Annotated in this window: 18 protein-coding genes and 9 pseudogenes; 5 read left to right on the top strand and 22 right to left on the bottom strand. The window is 36.2% G+C overall.

Translation table 11 applies throughout. From position 1 onward, the window contains the following. Positions 1-130 precede the first annotated feature (130 nt). Positions 131-1315, top strand: coding sequence for an alanine racemase (gene alr, locus AC0OMA_RS09725; protein WP_015483270.1), 1185 nt, complete (start codon positions 131-133; stop codon positions 1313-1315). A 101-nt stretch (positions 1316-1416) separates the two neighbouring features. Here the strand turns inward: alr and AC0OMA_RS09720 are convergent, their stop codons facing one another. Continuing rightward, on the bottom strand, positions 1417-2832 hold the full coding sequence (locus AC0OMA_RS09720) for a sugar porter family MFS transporter (protein ID WP_474222079.1): 1416 nt from the start codon (positions 2830-2832) through the stop codon (positions 1417-1419). A 412-nt stretch (positions 2833-3244) separates the two neighbouring features. Here AC0OMA_RS09720 and yncB point away from each other — a divergent pair, with 412 nt between their 5' ends. After that, the gene (yncB, locus tag AC0OMA_RS09715) at positions 3245-3880 is read left to right on the top strand and encodes an endonuclease YncB (RefSeq protein ID WP_015383746.1); all 636 of its coding nucleotides are present in this window, start codon (positions 3245-3247) and stop codon (positions 3878-3880) included. 214 nt (positions 3881-4094) lie between these two features. On the opposite strand, the pseudogene AC0OMA_RS09710 reads toward yncB, so the two are convergent. From AC0OMA_RS09710 to xylA, 3 genes and pseudogenes are all read right to left on the bottom strand, one after another. After that, positions 4095-4260: pseudogene (locus AC0OMA_RS09710) on the bottom strand (glycoside hydrolase family 11 protein); the annotation flags it as partial. A gap of 104 nt (positions 4261-4364) precedes the next feature. After that, positions 4365-5864 carry a xylulokinase gene (gene xylB, locus AC0OMA_RS09705; protein ID WP_015383744.1) on the bottom strand — a complete coding sequence of 500 codons (1500 nt, stop codon included), beginning with the start codon at positions 5862-5864 and terminating at the stop codon, positions 4365-4367. A gap of 150 nt (positions 5865-6014) precedes the next feature. After that, complete coding sequence (gene xylA, locus AC0OMA_RS09700) at positions 6015-7352, bottom strand: xylose isomerase (protein WP_474222078.1); 1338 nt, start codon at positions 7350-7352, stop codon at positions 6015-6017. 247 nt (positions 7353-7599) lie between these two features. Here xylA and xylR point away from each other — a divergent pair, with 247 nt between their 5' ends. Beyond that, entirely contained in the window at positions 7600-8754 is a 1155-nt protein-coding gene (gene xylR / locus AC0OMA_RS09695; RefSeq protein WP_015483268.1) for a transcriptional repressor XylR, read from the top strand. 137 nt (positions 8755-8891) lie between these two features. On the opposite strand, the pseudogene xynB reads toward xylR, so the two are convergent. From xynB to AC0OMA_RS09615, 16 genes and pseudogenes are all read right to left on the bottom strand, one after another. Beyond that, positions 8892-10495, bottom strand: a pseudogene (gene xynB / locus AC0OMA_RS09690) (xylan 1,4-beta-xylosidase). Positions 10496-10525: 30 nt separating this feature from the next. Continuing rightward, positions 10526-11917: an MFS transporter gene (locus AC0OMA_RS09685; protein ID WP_474222077.1), complete on the bottom strand. Its 1392-nt coding sequence runs from the start codon at positions 11915-11917 to the stop codon at positions 10526-10528. Between the two features lie 569 nt (positions 11918-12486). Continuing rightward, a complete protein-coding gene (locus AC0OMA_RS09680; RefSeq protein WP_015483267.1) occupies positions 12487-12798 on the bottom strand; it encodes a hypothetical protein in 312 nt (103 codons plus the stop codon). Between the two features lie 350 nt (positions 12799-13148). Beyond that, positions 13149-13544, bottom strand: a pseudogene (locus AC0OMA_RS09675) (UPF0715 family protein). A 24-nt stretch (positions 13545-13568) separates the two neighbouring features. Further along, positions 13569-13844: a hypothetical protein gene (locus AC0OMA_RS09670; RefSeq protein WP_015483265.1), complete on the bottom strand. Its 276-nt coding sequence runs from the start codon at positions 13842-13844 to the stop codon at positions 13569-13571. Between the two features lie 42 nt (positions 13845-13886). After that, positions 13887-14248, bottom strand: a pseudogene (locus AC0OMA_RS09665) (hypothetical protein). Positions 14249-14269: 21 nt separating this feature from the next. Continuing rightward, positions 14270-14925 (bottom strand): annotated as a pseudogene (locus tag AC0OMA_RS09660) (DUF3885 domain-containing protein). Next, entirely contained in the window at positions 14922-15152 is a 231-nt protein-coding gene (locus AC0OMA_RS09655; protein WP_327830127.1) for a helix-turn-helix transcriptional regulator, read from the bottom strand. Before AC0OMA_RS09655 ends, AC0OMA_RS09660 begins: the two are co-directional and overlap by 4 nt. A 574-nt stretch (positions 15153-15726) precedes the next feature. Next, on the bottom strand, positions 15727-16113 hold the full coding sequence (locus AC0OMA_RS09650; protein WP_474222075.1) for a UPF0715 family protein: 387 nt from the start codon (positions 16111-16113) through the stop codon (positions 15727-15729). An 88-nt stretch (positions 16114-16201) separates the two neighbouring features. Beyond that, a complete protein-coding gene (locus AC0OMA_RS09645) occupies positions 16202-17104 on the bottom strand; it encodes a CPBP family intramembrane glutamic endopeptidase (RefSeq protein WP_015383735.1) in 903 nt (300 codons plus the stop codon). Between the two features lie 78 nt (positions 17105-17182). After that, positions 17183-17719, bottom strand: coding sequence for a GNAT family N-acetyltransferase (locus tag AC0OMA_RS09640; protein ID WP_015483262.1), 537 nt, complete (start codon positions 17717-17719; stop codon positions 17183-17185). Between the two features lie 333 nt (positions 17720-18052). Then, positions 18053-18846, bottom strand: a pseudogene (locus AC0OMA_RS09635) (DUF7225 domain-containing protein). Between the two features lie 69 nt (positions 18847-18915). Further along, positions 18916-19350, bottom strand: coding sequence for an SMI1/KNR4 family protein (locus tag AC0OMA_RS09630; protein ID WP_474222430.1), 435 nt, complete (start codon positions 19348-19350; stop codon positions 18916-18918). A 182-nt stretch (positions 19351-19532) separates the two neighbouring features. Further along, the gene (locus AC0OMA_RS09625; RefSeq protein WP_047182645.1) at positions 19533-19784 is read right to left on the bottom strand and encodes a SunI/YnzG family protein; all 252 of its coding nucleotides are present in this window, start codon (positions 19782-19784) and stop codon (positions 19533-19535) included. 130 nt (positions 19785-19914) lie between these two features. Beyond that, positions 19915-20178 (bottom strand): annotated as a pseudogene (locus tag AC0OMA_RS09620) (toxin); the annotation flags it as partial. Positions 20179-20312: 134 nt separating this feature from the next. Next, complete coding sequence (locus tag AC0OMA_RS09615) at positions 20313-20987, bottom strand: hypothetical protein (RefSeq protein ID WP_474222074.1); 675 nt, start codon at positions 20985-20987, stop codon at positions 20313-20315. 105 nt (positions 20988-21092) lie between these two features. Between AC0OMA_RS09615 and AC0OMA_RS09610 the strand changes: the two are divergent. Further along, positions 21093-21224, top strand: a pseudogene (locus AC0OMA_RS09610) (excalibur calcium-binding domain-containing protein); the annotation flags it as partial. Between the two features lie 426 nt (positions 21225-21650). On the opposite strand, the pseudogene AC0OMA_RS09605 reads toward AC0OMA_RS09610, so the two are convergent. Further along, positions 21651-21740: pseudogene (locus tag AC0OMA_RS09605) on the bottom strand (hypothetical protein); the annotation flags it as partial. 226 nt (positions 21741-21966) lie between these two features. Further along, the gene (locus tag AC0OMA_RS09600) at positions 21967-22260 is read right to left on the bottom strand and encodes a hypothetical protein (protein ID WP_015483259.1); all 294 of its coding nucleotides are present in this window, start codon (positions 22258-22260) and stop codon (positions 21967-21969) included. Between the two features lie 1229 nt (positions 22261-23489). Between AC0OMA_RS09600 and AC0OMA_RS09595 the strand changes: the two genes are divergently transcribed. Further along, positions 23490-25259, top strand: a complete 1770-nt coding sequence (locus AC0OMA_RS09595) for a T7SS effector LXG polymorphic toxin (RefSeq protein WP_474222073.1) — start codon at positions 23490-23492, stop codon at positions 25257-25259. Positions 25260-25261 lie beyond the last annotated feature (2 nt).

Genomic DNA, 25261 nt, shown 5'->3' with positions numbered 1-25261 from the left:
ATCACATGGATTTGCTGTTGAATGATTTCAAATAAAGTTGAATAAAATAAGATCGAATCATCCAACAATTAACATTTGCTCTTGCGGCAATAGGTGGTATTTATAATCCATAAGAAGGAAGGAAGCGTTGATGATAAAGCTTTGCCGAGAAGTTTGGATCGAAGTCAATCTTGATGCCGTTAAAAAGAATTTGCGAGCGATCCGCCGTCATATTCCACATAAGAGCAAAATAATGGCTGTCGTAAAAGCGAACGGTTATGGTCACGGGTCTATAGAAGTGGCACGCCATGCACTGGAACACGGGGCGAGTGAGCTCGCTGTTGCCAGTGTGGAAGAAGGAATCGTTTTACGAAAAGCTGGGATTACAGCACCTATCCTTGTGCTTGGTTTTACATCCCTTAGTTGTGTAAAGAAGTCAGCAGCTTGGAATATAACATTATCAGCATTTCAGGTTGATTGGATAAAAGAAGCAAACAAGATATTGGAAAAAGAAGCGAGTGCTAACCGGCTGGCCATTCATATTAACGTGGATACCGGCATGGGACGATTAGGTGTACGCACAAAGGAAGAACTTTTAGAAGTAGTGAAAGCCTTAAAGGCAAGTAAATTCCTCAGATGGACAGGGATTTTCACACATTTTTCGACAGCTGATGAACCGGACACAACACTCACAAAGCTGCAGCACGAAAAATTCATCAGTTTTCTCAGCTTTTTAAAAAAACAGGGGATTGAGCTGCCCACCGTGCATATGTGCAACACGGCTGCAGCTATCGCATTTCCGGAATTTAGCGCTGATATGATCCGTTTAGGTATCGGCTTATATGGTTTATATCCTTCAGCCTATATTAAACAACTAAATCTCGTTAAGCTTGAACCTGCGTTAAGTTTAAAGGCACGCATCGCTTATGTGAAAACCATGCGGACAGAACCCCGAACCGTTAGCTATGGTGCTACATACGTCGCAGAACCTAATGAAGTCATTGCTACACTCCCGATTGGCTATGCTGACGGCTATTCTCGCGCCCTTTCCAATCGGGGGTTTGTTCTTCATCGCGGAAAACGAGTGCCAGTGGCGGGAAGAGTAACAATGGATATGATCATGGTCAGTTTAGGAGAAAACGGTGAAGGTAAACAAGGAGAAGAAGTCGTGATTTACGGTAAGCAAAAAGGAGCCGAGATTTCCGTTGATGAAGTGGCTGAAATGCTCAATACGATTAACTATGAAGTCGTGTCTACATTAAGCCGCCGCATCCCTCGTTTTTATATAAGAGATGGCGAGATTTTTAAAGTATCAACTCCAGTATTATACGTGTAGAACATCTTAAAATGCTGAATCAAAATCCCTCTACCAGAGGGATTTTGTTTTTTCTGAAACTAAAAAAATTCCTCCTATAAGAAGAGAGATTTTCAACATATTTATACCTCAATAATTGATTGTTCAGGAGTATTATGATCGTGTCGAGAACGAAAATGCTCTTCTAATTCTTCAAGTGTACGCCCCTTTGTTTCCGGCATGAATTTGTATACAAAACCGATTGCCAATACACCTAAAGCCACAAATATAAAGAATGTAAAAGACAAACCTACAGAGCTAAGCAAGATCGGGAAAGCAAAACCGATCACAAAGTTTAATATCCAAAGGAAAAAAACACTTATCCCAGAACCAAGTCCTCTTAACCTTTGAGGGAATATTTCCGCTATGACAAGCCAAGTCACAGGTCCTACACACCCTTGCATAAAGGCAAGAAATAAAACGGTCAAAGAAAGCACTACATAAGGAAGTGCCATAGATCCATCAAGCACAATTGAGAAAATCGCAATCAATAGGAGAGCTGTAGTCGTCCCCGCCAAACCAATCAATAATATTGGACGCCGTCTCACTTTCCCGACAAGCCAAATCCCAAATATAACTGCAATAACTGATATCAGCCCATTTCCAATATTAGCGATTAAAGCCGCTTTTGTACCAAAACCAGATTCTTTAAGAATTTGTGTGCCATAATACATAATCGAGTTCACACCTGTAATTTGATTCACGATGGCAACACCGATTCCAATCCATAAAAGACGGCGCAGCCATGGTGTAGAAAAGTCCTTGAGTGATGCCTTTTCTAGTGTTGTATCTTTTTCTACCGCTTCTTGAATTTCTCTACATTCAGCTTCTGCACGTTTATCTTCTCGAATTTGTTTAAGAACACGCAGCGCCTCACTGTTTTTGCCTTTGGAGATTAGCCATCGCGGGCTTTCTGGTCCCTTAAGCATACTGGCAAATAACATGATAGCCGGAACAGCACAAATGACTAGCATGTATCTCCAAACATGTCCCGTATTTGCCATTGTTACACCGAGGATCGCATTAAAAACATATGCTAAAAATTGCCCGCCAACAATCATTAGTTCATTTTGGGTTACCATACGCCCTCTCTTTTCATGCGGTGCCATTTCTGCTAAAAAGGCCGGCACCATCGCCGAGGCTCCTCCAACAGCCAGCCCCAGTAAAAAACGAAAGGCCGCCATGATGAAAACATTAGGTGCTAACGCTGTTCCCAGTGATGCCAGGAAAAATAAAAAGGAAAGATTAAGGATCATTTTACGTCGGCCATATCGATCAGCCAATCTTCCGCATAACAACGCTCCAAATGCGGCACCTAATAAAAGAATACTCGTAACAAGCCCTTCTGTAACCGGTGTTAAATCAAGCTGATCTGGCCTTGCCATAAAAGGTAAAGCTCCATTTATAACTCCGGTGTCATATCCAAAGAGAAGCCCTCCAAAAGTTGCTGAAATCATTATTAATTTCAACCTTCGATTTCGATGTTCATTCATATCCATTTCCCCTGCCTTTATTAAGTATACTTAATAAGCTCTTTCAGTGTGGATATTGAGTCAAAACTAAAGTCATCTCTATCTTAGATTTTCGCCTCTGGATTTGTAACCGTTTACATTTTTAGACAGTAGAATAAACCTAAGCTATTAGTTGTTATGTTGTAGTAATGTTTTTGTCACATCATTGTCATTTCTCATATTATCATAATTCCAAAAGCATTTTCAGTCAATATTATTTTCAGGATTATTTATTCCCGCTATGTGATGGTGATGTTTTGATCATCTCGTTGTGAAGTTAACTATTGGCAATTTGAGTGTTATAAGTTCCCTTGAAGTTTTCCATTCACAAAAAATGTCCATATCGTTATAATGATGATGTTTAATCGCGAAAAGAGAAAATGATAAAGAGGGAATCAATATGAAGAAGATTTTGATCAGTATGATCGCAATCGTTTTAAGTATTACTTTGGCAGCTTGCGGATCAAATCACGCAGCCAAAAACCATTCAGATTCTAATGGGACGGAGCAAGTCTCTCAAGATACTCAATCTAATGAATATAATCAGACAGAACAAAAGGCCGGCACGCCTCATTCAAAAAAGCAGAAGAAATTGGTCAATGTTACATTAGACAGAGCAATAGATGGAGATACGATTAAGGTTATTTACAACGGAAAGAAAGACACAGTTCGCTACTTGCTCATTGATACACCTGAGACGAAGAAACCAAATTCTTGTGTTCAACCATACGGTGAGGATGCGTCGAAACGAAATAAAGAATTGGTCAACAGCGGTAAGCTACAGCTGGAATTTGATAAAGGCGATCGCAGAGATAAGTATGGAAGACTGTTAGCATACGTTTATGTTGACGGCAAATCTGTTCAAGAGACATTATTGAAAGAGGGATTGGCCAGAGTAGCATATGTATATGAGCCTAACACAAAATACATAGACCAATTCAGACTAGATGAGCAAGAAGCAAAATCAGATAAACTGTCAATTTGGAGTAAGAGCGGTTATGTGACGAACAGAGGATTTAATGGCTGTGTGAAATAGAAAAACACTGTTTGTTAAAAAAAGCAGCAAACCTAGCAGAATGCAGTTTCCAAAGAATGAGAAAGAGATGATGGCGTGTCTAGTTTCCATTCTGCTTATCAAGCTAAAATCATGCAACTAGCCTGTAAAATTTCCGCTGTATAGTAACAATAAAAAACACCCCTTCACGTCAATGTGAGGGGGTTATTTGTGTGTAAACATCCTTCCTATTTCATCATAAATCAAGAGATCCCTCTACCGTCGTTAGCGCGGTTTCATACATCTTACCCATTGGCATTCCTAAGCTTCCCCACTTCTTGAAGTGTTCGCTGACAGAATACGATTCCGCTCGTTCGTTTTGTCTGCTGGACACTCCAATACTGTTTAAAGGTTGCGATACCTTGTTCTCACCATCTTTTCAAAAGAAGGCAGCCATGTCATCAAAGGCCTTTGATGATGATTGATCATTAATTGTTTTTCGGTTGATCTCCGGACAATAACATCATTAGTTTTTTCGAAAGCTCTTCAAAGCTGTATTGAGATCCTTTGTGTGAGTGTAAATGTTCTTATACAAATCAAATAGTGTTTTATATTTTTGAACATTTTGCGCCTTTGGATAAAATGCAGCAGCCTCACGAATGAACTGCTCTGCACATTCTTCAAGGGATTCAAACCAACCGCTTCCAAAGGCAGCCAGCATTGCAGCTCCCATAGCTGGCCCTTGTTCATTTTCTAACTTAATCACCCTCGCATTGAAAATATCAGCTTGCATTTGCAGCCACGTATCATTTTTAGCTCCCCCACCAATAGAAACAACAGTATGAACTGATTTTCCCGCTTCGCGGAATAACTCAATTGATTCATGTAAAGAGAATGTAATACCTTCCATTATTGCCCTCAAAAAGTGCTTTCTATTGTGGGCTCCATCCATTCCGATCAAGCTTCCCCGAATAGAAGAATCAGCATGCGGCGTTCTTTCACCAACCAAATAAGGAGTGTATAGCAGTCCATTAGCTCCTATCGGAATAGCTTCCACTCCCTGCAATAATTGCTCAAACGATTCGTTTGGTGCAAACGTTCTTTTAAACCAGTCCAAGCTGTATCCTGCAGCGAGCGTGACGCCCATCGTATAAAAAGAATCCTTTTTTCCATGATTAAAAAAGTGGATTTTCCCTTTAAAGTCTCTTTCTTTTTCTTCTTCGTAGGAAAGGATGACCCCTGAGGTCCCAATACTGCATAAAGTTTTTCCGGAAGAAAGGATACCTGCTCCAATAGCGCCGCAAGCATTATCTGCTCCCCCAGCGTACACTTTTGTTTTTTCTAATAGCCCGGTCTTCGCGGCAACGTGCGGAAGCAGCGATCCTACACAATCATGAGATTCAACAAGCGGAGGACAAATATCTGCAGAAATACCAATTTGATTGCAAATATCATTGCTCCACTCCTTGCGGGTAATATGTAAAAGTAAAGTTCCTGCTGCATCGGAGTATTCGGTGTGAATGGCACCGGTCATACGGAATCGCACATAGTCTTTCGGAAGCAAAAACACAGCAGTTTTTTTAAAAAGTTCAGGTTCATGTTCCTTTACCCATAACATTTTAGGTAATGTAAACCCTTCTAAAACACGGTTTTTTGTGATGTCAAGAAGATGATCGCCAAATTTCTCGGTCATCCTTATACATTGAGGCGTTGTTCTGGTATCATTCCAAAGAATTGCATTACGTAACACCTGACGATCTTGGTCAAGCAGTACTAATCCATGCATTTGTCCCGAATAGCTTATCCCGTCAATATCCTTGGCTTGAACATTGGATATAGAAACCAATTCAGCCAATGCTTCAATTGTTTGCTGCACCCATTCTTCAGGATTTTGCTCACTATATCCCGCCCTCTCTTGGATGAGCGGATACCTTTTGGACGTTTCTGCACAAACCTTGCCGTTTTGGTTAACTAAAATGGTTTTAACAGCACTCGTTCCAAGATCTATTCCAATGACATACTTCATTTTTTCACTCCTTGCCCTTTTAAAAAACCATTCACTCTAAATAAATCCTAATTATAGAAGTTACCCGTCATAACAACAAGCAATAGGAAAGGAATCATGACGGGTAATTCAGTGACTTGGTATTGATAGCAGGATCTGGAGCTTATCCTGTTATACTTCTAAAATGTATTGGTTCAATATCGCTTTTAATTTCTCCTGTCTTCCAGATTCGTTTTTAATTGATTTATGATTTAGCGTATATTGCTCAAGTGTGTGGAAATTAGCTCTTCCTTCTATAATTTCAAGACCAATCCCTTCAGTAAAGCTGCGGTAACGATGTTGAATCACATCTTCAAACACACGATCTTCGATTAATTTGTGGGCAACTTTCAATCCTCTTGCAAATGCATCCATCCCTGCAATATGGGCATATATTAGATCATCAGGCTCAAAAGAAGATCTTCTGACCTTCGCGTCAAAGTTTAATCCGCCGCTTACTAGGCCGCCATTTTGCAGGATTTCGTACATTGCTAATGTCGTAGAATATAAATCCGTCGGAAATTCATCCGTGTCCCAGCCTAAAAGAGGATGACCCTGGTTTGCGTCAACAGAGCCAAGCAGACCATGTACTCTTGCCATGCGCAATTCATGTTCGAATGTATGCCCAGCTAATGTGGCATGATTGGCTTCAAGATTTAATTTAAAATGATTGTCTAAGCCATATTGCTTCAAAAAGGCAATGGTTGTTGCTGCATCTGTATCGTATTGATGGGTGGTCGGCTCTTTTGGTTTTGGCTCAATCAAAAACTGCCCTGTGTACCCGATTTCCTTCGCATAATCCACTGCCATATGCATAAATCTAGCCAAATTATCAAGCTCAAATTTCAAATCGGTATTTAACAATGTTTCATATCCTTCACGGCCGCCCCAAAATACATAGTTCTCAGCGCCAAGCTCTTTTGCTGTTTCTAACCCTTTTTTCACTTGTGCTGCAGCATACGCAAACACATCTGCATTGCAAGAAGTCGCGGCACCATGGACGAAACGGGGATTCGTAAACATGTTTGCGGTATTCCATAATAGCTTAACGCCGCTATTTCTCATGTAATCTTTAATCATGCCCACGATCATATCTAAATTTTGGTTTGTCTCTTTTAGCGTACTGCCTTCTGGTGCAATATCCCGGTCATGAAAAGCAAAGAATGGTGCATCTAGTTTTTCAAACATCTCAAATGCTGCTTCTACTCTCATCTTCGCTAGATCCATGCCTTTATAGTGATCCCATGGTCTTTGCATCGTAGCTGCTCCAAAAACGTCTGTACCATCAGCAGTAAATGTATGCCAATAGGCAATAGAAAATCGCAAATGCTCTTTCATCGTTTTTCCGCCGATTACTTCTTGAGGATTATAATATTTAAATGCTAAAGGATTAGTCGAATCTTTCCCTTCGTAAACCACTTTGTTTGCGCTTCCAAAATAGTTGATTGAACTGGAATGAGATTGAGCCATGTAATTTCCCCCTTAAAAATAAATTCAAAACATGATCATTCAAATACAAATGCATTTTATTTCATCTTGTAAGTTACTATTAGTTTGTTGTTTAAACAAACTAACTTATTTTCATCTTATATAACCTCATCAGTATTTTCAATATTTTTTTTAGTTTTTTATGAACACATTAGATATAATAAAGGGAAGATTCGCTATGTACTATGTTCATACTTAATTTAAAGATTAAACAAATGGAGTGGATGAAGTGGATATCGCTGATCAAACCTTTGTCAAAAAAGTAAATCAAAAGTTATTATTAAAAGAAATCCTTAAAAATTCACCTATTTCAAGAGCAAAATTATCTGAAATGACTGGATTAAATAAATCAACTGTTTCATCACAGGTAAACACGTTAATGAAAGAAAATCTGGTATTTGAAATAGGTCAAGGACAATCAAGTGGCGGAAGAAGACCTGTCATGCTTGTTTTTAATAAAAAGGCAGGATACTCCGTAGGAATTGATGTTGGTGTGGATTATATCAATGGCATTTTAACAGACCTTGAAGGAACGATCGTTCTTGATCAATACCGCCATTTGGAATCCAATTCTCCAGAAATAACGAAAGACATTTTGATTGATATGATTCATCACTTTATTACGCATATGCCCCAATCTCCGTACGGGCTTATTGGTATAGGTATTTGCGTGCCTGGACTCATTGATAAAAATCAAAAAATTGTTTTCACTCCGAACTCTAACTGGAGAGATATTGACTTAAAATCTTCGATACAAGAGAAGTACAATGTGCCTGTTTTTATTGAAAATGAGGCAAATGCTGGTGCATATGGAGAGAAAGTATTTGGAGCTGCAAAAAATCACGATAACATTATTTACGTAAGTATCAGCACAGGGATAGGGATCGGTGTTATTATCAACAATCATTTATATAGAGGAGTAAGCGGCTTCTCTGGAGAAATGGGACATATGACAATAGACTTTAATGGTCCTAAATGCAGTTGCGGAAACCGAGGATGCTGGGAATTGTATGCTTCAGAGAAGGCTTTATTAAAATCTCTTCAGACCAAAGAGAAAAAACTGTCCTATCAAGATATCATAGACCTCGCCCATCTGAATGATATCGGAACCTTAAATGCATTACAAAATTTTGGATTCTATTTAGGAATAGGCCTTACCAATATTTTAAATACTTTCAACCCACAGGCCGTAATTTTAAGAAATAGCATAATTGAATCGCATCCTATGGTTTTAAATTCAATGAGAAGTGAAGTATCGTCAAGGGTTTATTCCCAACTAGGCAATAGCTATGAATTATTGCCATCTTCCTTAGGACAGAATGCACCGGCATTAGGAATGTCCTCCATTGTGATTGATCATTTTCTGGACATGATTACAATGTAATTTTTTAAGGAATGGACTGCTCATCTTTAAAGATGAGTTTTTTTATTCTAGGAGTATTTCTGAAGCAATAGTGACATAGGCACCTTCTCATATGAAAAAGGAGTTCTAAAATAGAAATCTCCTTTTTCATGTGCAAATTATTTTTCTTTATAACGAAAATATCTAAAGTCGGCCGGAATATGATTACCACTGGTATCTTGGCATTGCATCCCTACAAAGGCCCCTGTGAAGAATCCTCCCCCACGAATGTAATCATCCGATAATTTTTTCGATTCTAATGCAATGTCAATTTTGTGCCAAACTTCTTTGTTAAAAGAATAAAAATAATAATATTTGTCCTTTTCAATATTTACTCTTAAATATACATACTTTACTTCACGAGGAATAACAATTTTATTGTGTAATGGCTGTGAAAAAGAAAAGTTGTCACATATTGTTAATTCAAGAATGCGGCCCAGTTCTTCATCATGCGTGACTTGAAGAGCCGTCCAGTTCTCTGTATTGTAATAATTCACCAATCCAGCGGCTTGTTGAAAATTTTCCGGATAAAACTCAACAGCAGTTTCCGCTTCAAAATGGAGACTTTGCCAGCGTCTGGCTACAAATGCCTGAGTAAATGTCGAGGTTAATGATTCATGACCGAATAATCGTAAATGATTTGGCGCTTGAGTCAATGAACCTAATTCATTTGTGAATGGAATCCTTAACGTTTGAAAATTTATATTTAATGTTGAATCCTCAAATTCATCAACTTCCGGGTACGTTGCTTCAAATATTGTTTCGGGTATAGATGGTGCATCTACCTCCAAGCTTCCTTCTTTTCCACCTACTACATAGGGCCATTCGTCTTTCCAGTAAAGTTTTTGAATAGCTGTTTCTCTGCCCAAAGGACAATATCCTCTCTGCTGAAAAATTGAATCATCTTCAGGATGAATAGGACGTCCCGTTAAATGAGCTAAATACCACTCATCTGTATGTGTTTGAACAATGGATGCATGACCACATTTTTGCAATGGATTTCCTGGGTCATGCCATGACGTTAAGATTGGATTATCGGGATGAACTTCATATGGCCCCTCAATATTTGCAGAACGGGCAATTGTAGCAGCATGTTCGTACCGTGTTCCTCCTTCTGCAGTTAATAAATAATAATAGTTCCCGATATGATAAAGGTGCGGAGCTTCTGTCAGTTTTCTATCAGTTCCTTCAAATATAACTTTTGGTTTACCGATTAATTTTTGCTCTTTATCAGAATATTCCTGTATAACAATTCCTCCAAATGAGTGCCGATCAATACGGTGATCCCATAACATATTTAATAAATACTTTTTTCCATCCGTATCATGGAACAAAGAAGCATCAAACCCCGAGCTATTTAATGTAATCGGCTCACTCCAATCACCATTAATCGTTTCACAAGTAACTAAATAATTGTGACAATCTTTCCATGCGCCATCTACTACCTTAACATCCGTATAGATCAGCCAAAACTTCCCATCACTATAGCTTAAACATGGGTGCCTCAAACCCCACCTGAATTTGGATTTCCTTTCATGTCTAATTGTGAAACTCTCTGTAATGGATGTGCAACTAAGTGCCAATTTACTAAATCTTTTGAGTGGTGTATCTGGACTCCCGGAAACCACTCAAATGTAGATACCGCGATATAATAATCCTCTCCTGCCCTACAAATACTTGGATCGGGATTGAATCCTTTAAGTACGGGATTGATAATTTTCATAGGGAATTCCTCCTCAGTTTATTTTCTTTTTTAAGCCTTGAAATCATCAATATGATCCAAATAAACTTTGTCTCTATTCTCTAATTCTCGAACCATGTTTTTATATTTTTTCTCATCTAAGTTATAGAAATTAATATCAATTAAAGCTAGAACCAGCAGGAACACGGGAATAATGGTTGTTGTAATTAAAATCCCCGTTAATGCCGCCGGGGTTTGTGCCTGATTTGCCACATATCCAAACTTATCAAGAACCAGACCCGGAACAACTCCTCCTAAGGCCATACCAAACTTAAAGAAAAATCCGATTATAGCGTAAATGAGCCCACCCATTCTTTTCCCAGTCCTGTACTCTCCATATTCTATTGTTTCAGGAATAAGCGCCCACATATATCCCCCGGCAGTGAGACTTCCAGCAGCAGCGATTAATCGGCAGACAAGTATGAGGTATACATTACTTGGCGGAACAAACAGTAAAGCTAAGAGGCCGATCATATTCAGTAATAATGCATAGTTTAGTAATTTCTTCTTCCCCAAAAATTGATGAAGCCTTGGAATAAACGGTAAAATGACCAAAGCGGGCAAAATACCTATCAAACCGTACCACTTCACCAAATCCTCTCTTTCTAAGTTATACGTTACGTAATAAATGCCAACCGAATTACTGATGGAATTCACTCCAAAAATAATAATAAAGAAAATACTTAATACAACAAGTGGACGATTAACACGAAACTGCTCAAATATATCCGTAAATTTAATTTTTTCTTCGGATTTTTGAAGAGTGACACGCTCTTTTGTGCTTTTAAAACAAAAGATTAAAAGGCACCCGCCTATCATTCCCAAAATACCCATGGTTAGTTGCCAGCCAAGAGATTCGTTGCCGGAAGTATCGCTTAAATAAGCAGCCAGTAAGGGAACAAAAAATGCAACGACAAGTCCCCCAAGATTCGCAAATAACATGCGAACTGATGTTATACTAACCACTTCTTGATTATTTCTAGTCATTGCAGAAGTTAACGCGCCATATGGAACGTTTATCGTTGTGTATGTAAGCGACAAGCCAACATAGGTTATATAGGCATATATTAATTTCCCCATATCCGAAAAGTCTGGTGTTGTAAAACAGAGTATTGCCAGTATGACAAATGGAAAAGCTCCGAATAAAAGATACGGTCTAAAGCGTCCAAATCTGCTGTTCGTTCTGTCAACTATTGTTCCGATAAAAGGATCAGCGAGAGCGTCGATTATTCTAACCACTAAAAACATAGTACCGGCTGCTGCTGCCGATAAACCAAAAACATCTGTATAGAAGAACAAAAGATACGTAGACACTGTTGCATAAATTAAATTACAAGCAAAATCTCCAGACGCATATCCAACTTTTTCAACCATGCTAATCTTCTTTACATTTTCACTGAGCATGATTTCTCCCCTTTTCGATCCTTTAATATGGAACAGTGTGAAACGGTATAACAATTTCTCGAATTTACGGTCAGTAAACGTTTATAAAAGCGCTTTCAAAACAGTGCAAAAAAATATGGTGATCAGCAAGCAAAAAATTCATCTTTTTTCGATATGCCTTATATATCTGGAAAAGGATAAAAGCCTCATTCTTTCGTTTCTTATATTGTTTAGCTCCATTAAATCGACCCTCTTATCCCCCTTCCATCCATATTCAGTAAGACCTTATCTTGTGGACAATGAAAGTTCATCTCATTAGTTTGTTGACCGAACAAACTAACTTGATTTAATATTATAAAATCCTTTCGACTTTTTCAACATCTTTTTCAGAAAGTTTAAACAGGTAAGATTTTAAAACTCTAAAAACCCTGAAGATCATTTTTACAATCTCCACTTTAAAAGAATTCTTTCATCTAAAAAGCCTTTTGTATTACTTAAAAAAATCGGTTCCATTTGTTATAATAAGTGTATAGAATTTTAAATTCATAGTATACTTCATTCCCCAGGTTCTCCAACCAAAAGCAGTCTATTCAGATCTGCTCCTTAGTGTTTTCTTCTTTTAACTTTTTGTTTAGCTTAAACCCAATTAAGACATTGACAATCGCTGCTGGAAAATATAAAATTCCTGCACCCATTATTCCCAGGGCAGTACTTGAACTCACTATAAATGCCTGCATTTCTGTATTTCTTGACTTCAGGCTAAGTAATACTAGGATACCGGCTAAAACCCCTATAAGTCGTGCAATACCTGAAATAAAGAAATCTGTTAGGACTCCAAATAATTGTCCAATAATTGATAGCACAATCCCGAAAAAGCTGGATAATAAAACTAATTTTTTCATGGTATCCCCCTCCTTTTGATGCGTGAATGCCGATGTTGTGGAATGAAAAAGAGCATTTAGTTTAATGCTCTTTTTGCTTTTGGTATCCGACAGTCATATACAAAGAAATTTATGTATTTAACTTTTCATCATTTTTAAAAGTTCTTCCTATTCCTTTTGTAACCTGCATAGAGGCCGCCAAAAATAACTATAACATTACAATCCAAATAAAAAAATTCAAGTCAATTCCCCCAATTAAAAATAACACTTCTTATGCTCTCGGATTAATTAAACAATCTGAATATTTACTCTGTTTGTTTCAGCAGCCTTTACTTATTGTGAACGGTGTAAACACATTATTTAAATCAAATTTAAATTCGCAGAAATATTAAGTCCCAGAACCAATAAATTAACGCAGCAATAATGCTCATAATGTAATACCCAAAGCTTCAGAATACGGTAAGAGCATTTGACGGATAATCAACAAACCAGAAAAAAAACACAGCTAAAAAGGCTACTGCAGCATAAATTAACAAATTGATCAAACTGAATTTTCTGGGCCTTCTTCTTAGTAATTTTTGCAAAGGAATAGCAAATAATAAGTAAGTGATAAATGAGTAGAATGCTATGATTCCTATTGTGATTAATGCGATCGCCATAAAACTTGAATAAACAAACATATACAAGCCAAAGACTAGACCATATGATAAGCTTGAAAATACCAATGTATAAGCGTAACTGCCTAACGGTTTATATAACCACAAAATGGTACCTCCGCTATTCTTTAAATTTTAAACTCCAAATAACAAAGTCCCTCCTATAAACCAGAAAAAAGGAAATGGAAACATAATTGCATTTAAGACAATCCCATATACAGCACACCGTTTATTTGTCTTTATTGAAACGAACGCTAAAATGATTCCTATAGGAGAAAGTAATATTGGAAAAAACACCGGCATTCCTTGCCATGGAAATGACATAACTCCCGTAAAAAAATTAATAATTAAGATAGCTGAGATAATTGGAATCGTGATTGAAAAAATAGCTGCAGCTTTTCTAATATTCATATTGAAAGCAAGTCTCCGTTTTCCTTAAAATTGTAGTTTTATTTAGTCTTGAGAAAGTTTGTCAAAATCTCTTTCTTTCATTTCAGGCAGAGTTATATCAATCCCTAACATTTTTATTAATTCTTGTACGTAGCTTTTTATTGCAAGCATATTAAATGGGAAATCGAAATCAAGTTCTTCTTTAACGCTTAGAATATCCATTGCATACGAACAATTATGCTTCATACCTAAAAGATCACCATTAAAGCTTAATACATCTTTATACGACTGATCAGATAACTCAAAGTGAGTAACTAATAAACACTAATATGGTTTCCGCCTTGAGAATCAAAATCCACTAATCTTTCATCAAATACTAATAAAAATGCAGATCTCTCATAATCTAATTCTGCCTTTCCTGATATAAATCGTTTTATAAAAGAGTATTACATGCACTTATACTCTTCTACCCAGTCGTGATATTTTTCATAAAGTGGACGTATTCGTTTGAAATCAAGAGCTGTGACTTCACATCCACGGTCATCATAGATAAAGAAAATAATGTCTTTTGTAATGTTCACAAAGAAAACATCAGGGTAATCAATAGAATAGCCTCCGAATTTCGGTTTCAATGGAAAATCTTCGTTACTGGCTGCTTTAAGTAATTCAGTTACACGTAAGTCTCGAGGTTTGCATAACAAGGAAAATTGTTGCATCTCGTATTCTTCAGCTTTATTGATTTCGAAAGGGTAGGGATATGTCTTCACCAGAATTTGATTCAAATGATTTTTACACTTTAGAAACGGTTGATACACCTTTAATTTTCTTATGCATTTCTCTTTCTTGTGCATTTCTCTTTCTTGTGCTTATACATATTTGTCACAAGGAATATGTCATCGTTTTGTTCAAATAATTCATTAAAAATGATTGAGGTTTGTTCATATACAACCCGAAACATCTTTAAATTTAATTCTTCATTTGCTTTGAGTTGATAGATATTTTCCCCAAGACAAAAATGGATTCCTGTGCCCCATTGATTATAGATGCTAGGAATTAATTCGAGGTTTTGAAACCTTTCCTCCATATACTCCATTATCTTCATTTAGACATTCTCACTTTAGGAATATGATCTTTTTGGAATATCAACAACTCATGCAGTTCGATGTTTTGATAGGGCCAGACTTTATCAAACAGCTCTCTCGGATACAGCTCCATTTCGTCATTATATAGCTTTATGACAGTTGGATACTCATGATCAATATCTCTGGAAAGTTTCCGGATACTGATCTTTCTTTGGTCTATAATCGTTTTTAACTTTGATTTAATCATATTCTCACCTTTTAGTTATTTTTGATCACTTAAAATGATCATTAAGTTTATAATGGATCCTTGACCTCTCTGAATTTAATAATCCCGCTCTTCATGTTAAAATCCATAAATACCTTTTATCCACACATCGCCGCAGCCTGGACTTTTTGTTACTTCCAACTGATCACCTTCTACTCGATCTGCTGCACTGTAGTCCAAATAACTTCCTGTGAATTCTTTCTCGCTCCTTGAAAATATCCATCAGTTAGAGCTATTCTGCTAAGTTTCATATTTAGAGTACAGTCTTTATTATTGTGTATTGTGAATTTATAACCAAGTGCGGTCAAAATTCCGGTCGAAATTATCTGTCATGAAGACAATTGTTGATTCCTCGCTCAAAACAAAATTTACATTTGTTTAATCCATCGTTAGCTTTGCTTCAGCATTCGGAAGATTAAAACTTGAGACTAAGCCTAAGCAAACCAAAGTTAAACGATTAACCCTTTTCATTCCTCTCTCCCTTTACCCATTTATGGCATAATTCGGTAAATGAAAGGGCTTTTTGACCGTGCATAAGGAAAAGGATTGTGATGATTTAAGCTACGCTGCTACCCTCCCAATGTTTTGCCAGAAAAACCGAGTCCCAGATCCAAAATATTACGGCAAATGAGACGCTAAACAAGTATATTTCATATCCCATCAGAAAGTTTAAGGTGTTTTTTGGATAAGTAATGAAAGCGAAGAATATCCATACTAAGAAGGAAAAGAATATGTATATGAGTAAATATTTCGCGTTAAACCTTTTTGGATTGCGATTTAAGAAATATTGAACAGGTGCAGCAAAGATTAAATAAAAGATAAAGAGAAGAACACTTATTAGGAAGTATGGTATGTAGCCGTCATAACCAATGCCAAAAACATAAACAACAGCAGCTGATAACGCGGACAAGACATGAACAAATATGATCCTTAAAACTTGCATGTTTATAACCTCTTTCTTAATGAATGCTTCTTCAACATTGTCTAGATCCTCCTTAAAATCACTTTAAAACTACTGTTCTACTTAGAAATTAAACATCTTGATCGCATTTCTCGTTCTTCCGCCATTGAATAGTATTTCGGCGAGTTATCGCAACAGGTATTAAGAGTAGAGTACCGACAATAAGCAACATAAAAAAGATCACAAACAGCGCACCTGTTCCCGGAACAATTTCTTCATAGGTAATAAAGCGCTCCTCCCCCTGCAGGACGAAGAACCGAGAATTTTCGAGAAAGGCTAGATGAAAAGCGATAGACGTCCATAAGCTTCCTGTTACAATACGCAGGAGTTGAAGGATGAATCCAAAACCCAACAATAAAACAATGTAATCTAATGTGATAGCAGATGATTCAATTCCAACTATATATTGCAAGCCACTTACAGTTATTGGTGCAAGCACAAACAGGATCGGCTGTAGGAGTAAGGCCATAAAACAGTTCCAACGCTTATTTAGAGCATAGTACACCGTCCCACGAAAAGTTAATTCCTCTGGAAAAGCTTCATAAAAGAAAGCGATAATCATATTTAAGAGCAATGCTGTCACTAAATGGACAGAGAAGTGAAATTGTGTAACTTTGATCCAGCCTAATAAATGGGCGATAGCGAAACCAGACCCGGATAATACAATCACATATATTGCTCCTATTATGGCTTTCGGAATGGCTTGCCGCCACCCAGACAGTCCTATAGAATAAAAGGGTCTACTAGACATCCGTTTAAGAAGAATGTAGAGCAACGGGACAGTTATTAATGTGACTAAACCTGCTTGGATGCCTTGCTTCAAAAGCTTGGAAGCTCCTGTTTGGCTAGCCATTGAACCGACTAAAGTAGCAAAAAACAAAGCAAATACGAATGTTCCCCAACTGAGCAAGACAGTTCCTAACCATTTATGATGATTGTCTTGTTTTCCGCTTTTGGTAAGATGAATTTGCATTTGTGTATCCCTCTCACATCATTCATATTAAGCACTATAAGCCCTACTATCACTATACGTTCTATAGCTGTTATGGTTTCAAATTCCTGCATTACCCCTCTTACAATTCCACTCTTCCTCTAAAATAGCGTAATAATATTCATCCCACCATTCATTGCCTTTCGGAATACATTTTTTAAAAAATCCTTCTCTTCTCATTCCGATCTTCTCCATAACTCGGTATGAAGGAATATTCTCAGGTTGACACGTAGCTATAATCCTATGTAAGTTCATTTCTTTAAATCCATATTCCAAGATAGCTTGGGCTGCCTCAGAAGCATACCCTTTATTTTGATAATTGGGATTAAACACCCACCCAATTTCGTATGTATGTTCACCAAAATACTTATAAAAAACAATATGGCCTATAAGAAAGTCTTCATCTATTAGTATGACAGGGAATTTTTCAGCGTTATCACCTTTGTTTTTATTTACAAATGCCTTTGCATCTTCTTCAGTAAAAACCCCTTCAGGTATATACTTCATTACATTACTATCAGATGTATACTCATATACTGCTTGCCAATCTTTGAATTCAAATTCACGTATCAATAACCTTTTTGTTGTTATGTGCATTAAAGTAACTCCCCTCATGCTTACTTGATCTTTATTTCGATATTAAGACAACAATAACCTCTTTAAACTATCCTTATTCAACAATATTGCCTCTTGCTAGAACAACTCAAGGATTTCTGACTATGAAGAAGCAAAGGAATATGATTCTCCAAAATAATCCCCCTATCCTTCTCTGAGGGGTAATATGGGGAATTTATGACAAAACTAAAGACGAAGTAAGATCATTTACTGTGGATGCAACTCGTAAGCCAGATTGCAAAGATAAAATATGTAAGAATTAAACAAACATCCTCTTACAATAAGTAAGAGGATGTTTGTTACCAACAAGATTGTTTAATTTAATTGGTATTCCTTATTAAGCTTTTTAAGAAGTGAAATTTCAACTTCGTATTGGCTTCCATAAATTCTGCTTATTTTTTGCACTTCTCCCTTTGAGCCGAAGAAAATAACTTTAAAATCATCATTTGCGTATTGAACTACAAAAAAATCATCAAAATCATCAAATGTATTTTTATTTATCGAAATAAAACCACTTGATTGAGCTGTTGTTTTTTACACTAATCCGTCTGCCATCACTCACAACATCAAATCCATGCTGATTAGTTTTGGCGTGCCAGAGTGCCGTTGGTTTGGATTGCACAAATGAATTCACCGATTCTGCCAATTAAATGCCTCAATTCTGTAGGCTTACAGTTCAATACATTCATTTCATATCTCAGGATTTGGTTATATTCATTATAAAGGTTTACAAGTTGTTCTTTACTAATGATTTCGGCTTGATCATTTATTTGGTTATTAGTAACAGAAGCTTCTCGGAGTGATTTAACACCGTTTACCCATTCGCCTACGATAACTTCCTTATCTTCCCCTTTTGATTTTCTGAAAATAAGTCCTGTATAAAGAGAGTTTTCACCTAAGTATTTGTAAGAACTTCTATTCATATATTCAAAGAGGTGCTTATTAAAAGAAATCCCCTTATTATACCGGTTATAACAATAATCTGATAAAATAATGCTATCCGGATTAGTTCCGTATTTTTCTTGAAGGGTTTTCTTTACTTCTTGAGGTGAAACCAACTCATTGATCTTATTTTTCAAAGCATCCTTAATTTGCTCGTAAATTGTCATTATACTTCCCTCAAATTGCAGTTTCTTTGGTTGTTGAAATTAGTCATAATTTTTTCTTTTGCCGAAGTGTTATTCTGAAACCAGTTTATAATACTCTTGGAGATTCGGATTTACTTCCCAATATTTCGTTCCATTTGAAGACACTAGCATATCAAACCATATCTCGAAATTAGAATCTAAGTTAATCGCATCTTCAATATCATCAATTGAGTCTAGATATAGCATATAGCCTAATCCATTTTTTGATTTGTTTGTGTCTATGACATATCTTCCATCAAAATGATATCCAATTAAAACGTATCCCTCTGGGAAATCTTGAACCTCATTATATTCAATGATTCCCTCTAAGCTAAGTATTTCAATCCCATCAAACATTTCCATCCCATTGTGTTGTAACAAAAACTCTTTATAGTCATTAGGGAAAGTAACACCTAATTTCTTTTCTAAGCCGCTAATTTCTTGAGGAGTTGCTGGATTTTTGAAATGAAAAGTAGCATCTTCCAAGACATAACCCCCATGATGGAACACAGGAAATGTACCATATTTAGTAACTGCTTTCTTAATACCATCTAGTGTCATGTGAACTAACTTTCTTTCTTCCATAAATGCTCCTCCTTAAATCATCTCACTAAATTTTCTCACACAGAACATTAATAGATACATTTAAAAGGGACATAAACTGTTTATTAAGAAACAATTTTACTCATAATTAAAGCAGGATTAGTGGTGAACAAAATGTAAGTGTTATGTGCTGTTTTAATTACTACCCTATCTGTTGAGCCATAAGGAAACCCAATCCTTACTGCGCTTTTCTCCTCTCCCCCATAGTTTGGATCAAAGAATACATCGTTAATTTCATTGATTGGAATTTCAATTTTGGATAGCTGCCAATTGATAATTAAGTTTTCATTTGATTTTTTAACGTTGATTCCAAGCATAAAAACATTCCCCTTTTGACTATGAATTCAGTGCAACAAACACGCTTTAAAATTCAATAAATCCAAAAAGTAATACTTACGGGAAATATGACTATAAGCAAAAGAGCCCTTTCAGGCCCTTACTTTTCTTTTATCCTTGGTATGAATTTGTTACAAACTCTTTTGCTTTATTAGCAACAGCTTCCCAAGTGGCGACAGCATTATCAAGATCCGTAGAAAGCTTATTGATATCCTCATTCTCAAACCCTTGGGCGAGTGAATAAAATTGATTTGCTATAGAATGCCAGATGCCTTCGATTTGTCCTATAAACTCCTTAGACTTTTCTGCTTGGACTATTACATTAACCAAGTCTATATTGATACTGTGAAGCATCCCCAAAACTTTTACTTCTAATGAAAGTTGTGCATCTATATTGTTTAACATATTCAGAAAATGATCAATTTGTTGTTTAACTGATTGTATATCAGAACACTCTAATATTTCAGATACAATAAAACCAAATAAAGGCCCTAGATCAAAGCTGAATTTTACTTTCTCATTAATATCATGACCTTCAACAAATATACCCAATATTTTTTTAATCCTAAGAACATATTTATTGAATCATGTATCTCACTCTCATCATTATACTGTGAATCTAAATATGCGACTTCTTTTTCTAAAGAATTATTCAATTGTCTAACACCTATACAGTCGTTACTACCTTGAAGAAGGGAATTTAATTGGTTTTGAACCTCTTTCATAGACTGTTGGTGTTGATTGAGTTCTCCAGCAAGCATTGAACAGGAAGACTGAAATTGCTTCGCAGCCTCTTGTCTTCCTTGTTCATTGCTATCGTTAGACATTATTTGTAATAATTTTATATCCCTATTAATCGTTCTAGTTGCAAAAGATCCAATATTATTAATATCGTTAACCATATTAAGAACACTGCTGAATAAATTCTTCATCCACCAGTTACACAACTGTTTATATTCATTAAAAACATCATATATTTTTTGAAAATCTTGAGGAATTCCAACGTCATTCGGTATAGCCAGATAAGTTTTCATCTCTTCATTGCTCACAGGTAAACCCGATCCTGTAAGAATATCCGCTTGAGTATTTGCCCAGAATCTAGTAGATATTAAAAGCCCCTCTTTTTCCAAAAGACCTTGAGGCCCATATGGAGATGTTGAATCTAAAACATTATCAAATTTCATTTCTTAACCACCTTTCATATTATCCAACGTTATATATTTAATATAACAAAAAAATTCAATTATTCTTTATTTTTTTATTTTTCCAATTAATGGAAAATAAGTGAAGAAACGTTTAAAAATTGACTGAGTTAAGAAAGAAATATCTGAATGGAGTGCCTAGTTCCCCACCCTGCTTACCAACATAAAATGGACAGAGATCAAGACAACGATCAAGACAACTATGCAAATGAACGTTGATTGAAAGCCCTTTGCGGCTTTCTTTTTTATTTCTCGAATTGTTTGTCATTGAGTAAAAATATTAGCGTTTCTTCAATTTCTTTTTCTAAGTCATTATTATTTAAATCGAATAATGTTCCATAACCCGTCCCTTTATATCCACCGTAGTAATACCACAAATCCATTGTGAAACAGTCTAATTCTTCATCACAGACTATTGCAGGTTCTATAGTAATTAATTGCTATTTGTGAACGATATTCTTTTTCAAAACATCTCTCAGCTGTAAAATCATTTAGCACATCTCCATCTATGTCTCTACAAATTTTGATGCTTAGGTTTGGTTTACCCTGTGCTTCAAAAACATCTATATACTTATTCTGCAGCTTTTTCGATACTACTTCCCCCAGGCTCTCCAACTCAAATATCATTTGCTTTAATTATTGATTTATATCCTTTTCTGGAATCTGTATATAACCCTCATCGAGTGGACTTTGATTTTTCTGTTTCTTGAGTAATTGACTTAAAGCTTTCCACACAGTGTTGTCCTCCTATGATAGCTTCTTTAGACGTGCCTCTATGGAAATGGTCATTTGGTGATCAGCTTCACGAAATGCAGCAGCAAATGTTTCAATTCCAGTATCCTAGAAACATGGCGTTCGATAATCATGCCCACGGATGCCCCAGCTGTGTGGACCAGTTGCAAGCATAAACATCATTACTGACCTTGTCAAAGGGATACTAAATAAAAAAAGAACCTTTATTTTACCATTGGCTTACTTTTAAAAATTTATAAATTATTATTATATTGAACAGTGTTGGTATGATGTATACAAGACCAGTTCCAAGTAGACCTATTACTGAACTAGAAATTAATAAAATGCTGAAGATTGGTTTATTATTTGTCTGGATTGAAGCAAGCATGGTTATAATTCCCGCCAAAGCACCTAAAAACCATAAATTCCCCAAAGTGTAAGAGTCATCTATAACCGCAAACAGTTGAGCCAGTACAGAAAAAACCACTCCTAATCCCCCGGAAAAGATAGTCAATTTTTTCATAGAAATCTCCTTTTTGAAAATTGATTTAGATTTCATCGTAATTATGGATTTATTTGGTAATTGCGTCAATCTATAAACATCCACCTTACTCATCTTATTATTGTTGGTAGAAGTATTGAACAATGGAATTATCACAGAATTTGTCGAATTATTTATGCGTATTGCTTTCCTTAAGCATAGAATTATTTTCCTAATTGAAAATTTAGTACAAAGAAAAAGACTTATCCATTTCGATAAGTCTTGAAATTCCTTCTTTACTGACAACACTTTTTTAAATTCATTTGTGATAGACCGTGTACTTTGCTGTAAATTGTGATCTTTGTTTAAAAATTTCTGGCAACTGTAAGAGATGTCTCCCCAATTATTATTGATTTTTTGTGGATGTTTTGTGGGGTCGCACATGATTTATATTATAAATCAAAAAACCCCTTGACACCAATAGTGCCAAGGGATTGAGAGATTAATACTGAGACATATACTGTTCGCGTTCCCAAGGATGTACTTGCGTTCTAAACATGATTCTTTAGATAAAAGAGCTAATCTATAACAATCAAAACCCTTACTTATCAAGCGTTTCAGCAAATTCATTCGTTTAGATTTGTAATACATTAAGTATGATTAGTTAATTTTTTTGGTCAAATTTTGGTCTTAATTTTGGTCAAAAGCATGTTTTATGAATAATATGCTTACTACCTAGGAGGGAGTTAATCACCCCTATTAAATCAATGATTTAATAGGATTTATAACCATATTTTGTGCGAAGTTTGCGCAAAAATATATTTGGAATTCTTTTTGCTTGTTTACTTTTTCCTCCCTCTAAACTTTTGGGAATAATAATATATTAGATAAACAATCAGAAAGACTAACGTAGCCATGGCAACATAGTATAATGGCATCGCCAAAAAAGGAGCAAAATTCGCTATGACCATCAGTATTATGATGGCTATTCCATATAAACTTATAAAGCGTAGTAATGCCATATTATCTCCCCTTGCTGTTTTCATCATTTTAACAAAAAAAGTAAGGTGCTAAAGGGCTATTTTTGTTATGCGATATCCATGCACGGACTGGAACCGCCTGACTTCGTAAACGGTCTTCAATTAATTCAGATAGGTAAAATGACACAGATCAAATTAATCATTTCTCACTTTTGAATCACATCCGTGTCTATTTCTTCATTTTCCCATGGTAAAATCTTGTTGGAGCTATTCAAACGAAAGGATATGATCATGAAAGTATTTGAAGCCAAATCACTGCTTTCAGAAGCAGATAGACGTGCAAAGGAATACAAAGAATTAAGAAGTCAGATGGTCAATCTAAAAAAGGCTTTTAAAGCTGTAGCTGATTTAGATGACAGTGAATTTTCCGGCAAAGGCGCCGACAACATTAAAACATTTTATCAAGACCATGCAGGTGTAGCTGACAATTGGATTGACTTACTTGATATGAAAATTGCTTTCTTGACAAGCATTTCAGGCACTCTAGAGGACGCCAGCTTATCTGATGCTTATATAGAAGAATCCTTCTTAGAACACGAGCTGGCTAACGCCTACACAAAATCAAAATCTATTATGTCAGAACAAAAGAAAGCCATGAAGGATATCTTAAATGATATTGACGATATACTTCCGCTTGATTTGTTCTCGACAGAAAACTTCAAAGACGAACTCGCCAATGCGGAGGACAAACGCAAAAAAACAGTCGACAAACTAGGTAGTGTGGACGAAGCACTTGTTACTGAATATGCCCAGCAAGAGCCTAACGAGCAATTCATCAAGCAAGACTTCCAAAAGCTTGAGGAATCCACAGGCAAGGGCAAAAATGCTACACCTATTCACTACAACGCCAAGGCGTACCGTGAAAGTGACATACATAAGAAAAAAGGCGATATTGAAAAACGTACAGAAGCTTATTTGACGATTAAGAAGAAGGAAGAAAAAGACCGAGAGATTGAAAAACTGAAAAAAAGACTAAAAAACTACGATTATGCGGATGCCGATGAATTTTACTCAATGGCAAAAACCATTGGTTTTGAGAATCTTACTAAAGATCAACAGAGGTATTTCACACAAATTGAAAACACACGTGAGTTGATGGCTGGAGCCAAAGGTACTGTTACAGCTCTTTATGATATGACAGCTGAAACATTAGACTATATGGCACATAATCATCCTGTCGACATGCTTATTAATTCTGCAGTTGCAGTTTATCACTATGATTCCACGTATAATTCAATTAAAGATGCAATAATAACCTCCTATGTTAGAGATGTAAAGAACGGAGACACAGAATCAAAGGCTCACTGGTTTACATATGCCGCAGTAAACATCTTTGGTTTAAAAGGTGCTGGTTCAGTTGCTAAAATTGGAGTGAAAACAGCCGGAAAAGCAGCAGTTAAGAAAGTGTCTAAAAAACTGGATGAAACTCCTGATCCACTAACATCAATCAAACCGTTTGTCATGCGAGAAGATGTTGTTGTAGCAGGCGGCATGCCTTATAATGTCATCAATGATGTGAGCGCAAAAGACAGGCTGCTTCAGCTTGCTAAAAAATTAGATGAAACAAGAAAGCCATTTACAGGTCAGAAAGTAAATGTCCCTTGGTTAAATAAAGAAAAATATGAAGCATACGAAATAGGCGGCAAGGTAAAAGTTAAAGGGCAACCTAGAGATGTAAGCCGTAGAGTCTATACAATGAAAGATATTGATCTTAATCAAAAAAATCGGAAAGGCCTTACGAATCTTCAACTAATGAAAAATGGTAATGCTCCTTTTGCAAAAGATGGAACCCAAATTAATTTGCATCATTTGATTCAAGAAGAGCCTGGCAATATGCTCGAGATACCTGAAAGCTGGCACAATAAGTACAGTGATGTTTTGCATGGATTAAAAGAGAATGGACAAAGTTTTAGAAACGATCCAGTACTTGATAAACAATATAAAAGCTTTAGGAGAAGGTATTGGAGATGGAGAGCTCAGCAATTTGAGAACCAAGAATAAGA

The sequence above is a fragment of the Bacillus sp. AMCV2 genome (genome assembly GCF_056033925.1).
This window is presented reverse-complemented; position numbering and strand designations above follow the sequence as displayed.

What these genes read in the sequence shown, in the direction of transcription:
- alr (WP_015483270.1), top strand. Translation starts at nt 131, where the DNA reads ATGATAAAGCTTTGCCGAGAAGTTTGGATCGAAGTCAATCTTGATGCC.
- AC0OMA_RS09720 (WP_474222079.1), bottom strand. Translation starts at nt 2,832, where the DNA reads ATGGATATGAATGAACATCGAAATCGAAGGTTGAAATTAATAATGATT.
- yncB (WP_015383746.1), top strand. Translation starts at nt 3,245, where the DNA reads ATGAAGAAGATTTTGATCAGTATGATCGCAATCGTTTTAAGTATTACT.
- xylB (WP_015383744.1), bottom strand. Translation starts at nt 5,864, where the DNA reads ATGAAGTATGTCATTGGAATAGATCTTGGAACGAGTGCTGTTAAAACC.
- xylA (WP_474222078.1), bottom strand. Translation starts at nt 7,352, where the DNA reads ATGGCTCAATCTCATTCCAGTTCAATCAACTATTTTGGAAGCGCAAAC.
- AC0OMA_RS09685 (WP_474222077.1), bottom strand. Translation starts at nt 11,917, where the DNA reads ATGCTCAGTGAAAATGTAAAGAAGATTAGCATGGTTGAAAAAGTTGGA.
- AC0OMA_RS09680 (WP_015483267.1), bottom strand. Translation starts at nt 12,798, where the DNA reads ATGAAAAAATTAGTTTTATTATCCAGCTTTTTCGGGATTGTGCTATCA.
- AC0OMA_RS09670 (WP_015483265.1), bottom strand. Translation starts at nt 13,844, where the DNA reads ATGAATATTAGAAAAGCTGCAGCTATTTTTTCAATCACGATTCCAATT.
- AC0OMA_RS09655 (WP_327830127.1), bottom strand. Translation starts at nt 15,152, where the DNA reads ATGATTAAATCAAAGTTAAAAACGATTATAGACCAAAGAAAGATCAGT.
- AC0OMA_RS09650 (WP_474222075.1), bottom strand. Translation starts at nt 16,113, where the DNA reads ATGCAAGTTTTAAGGATCATATTTGTTCATGTCTTGTCCGCGTTATCA.
- AC0OMA_RS09645 (WP_015383735.1), bottom strand. Translation starts at nt 17,104, where the DNA reads ATGCAAATTCATCTTACCAAAAGCGGAAAACAAGACAATCATCATAAA.
- AC0OMA_RS09640 (WP_015483262.1), bottom strand. Translation starts at nt 17,719, where the DNA reads ATGCACATAACAACAAAAAGGTTATTGATACGTGAATTTGAATTCAAA.
- AC0OMA_RS09625 (WP_047182645.1), bottom strand. Translation starts at nt 19,784, where the DNA reads ATGCTTGGAATCAACGTTAAAAAATCAAATGAAAACTTAATTATCAAT.
- AC0OMA_RS09615 (WP_474222074.1), bottom strand. Translation starts at nt 20,987, where the DNA reads ATGAAATTTGATAATGTTTTAGATTCAACATCTCCATATGGGCCTCAA.
- AC0OMA_RS09600 (WP_015483259.1), bottom strand. Translation starts at nt 22,260, where the DNA reads ATGAAAAAATTGACTATCTTTTCCGGGGGATTAGGAGTGGTTTTTTCT.
- AC0OMA_RS09595 (WP_474222073.1), top strand. Translation starts at nt 23,490, where the DNA reads ATGAAAGTATTTGAAGCCAAATCACTGCTTTCAGAAGCAGATAGACGT.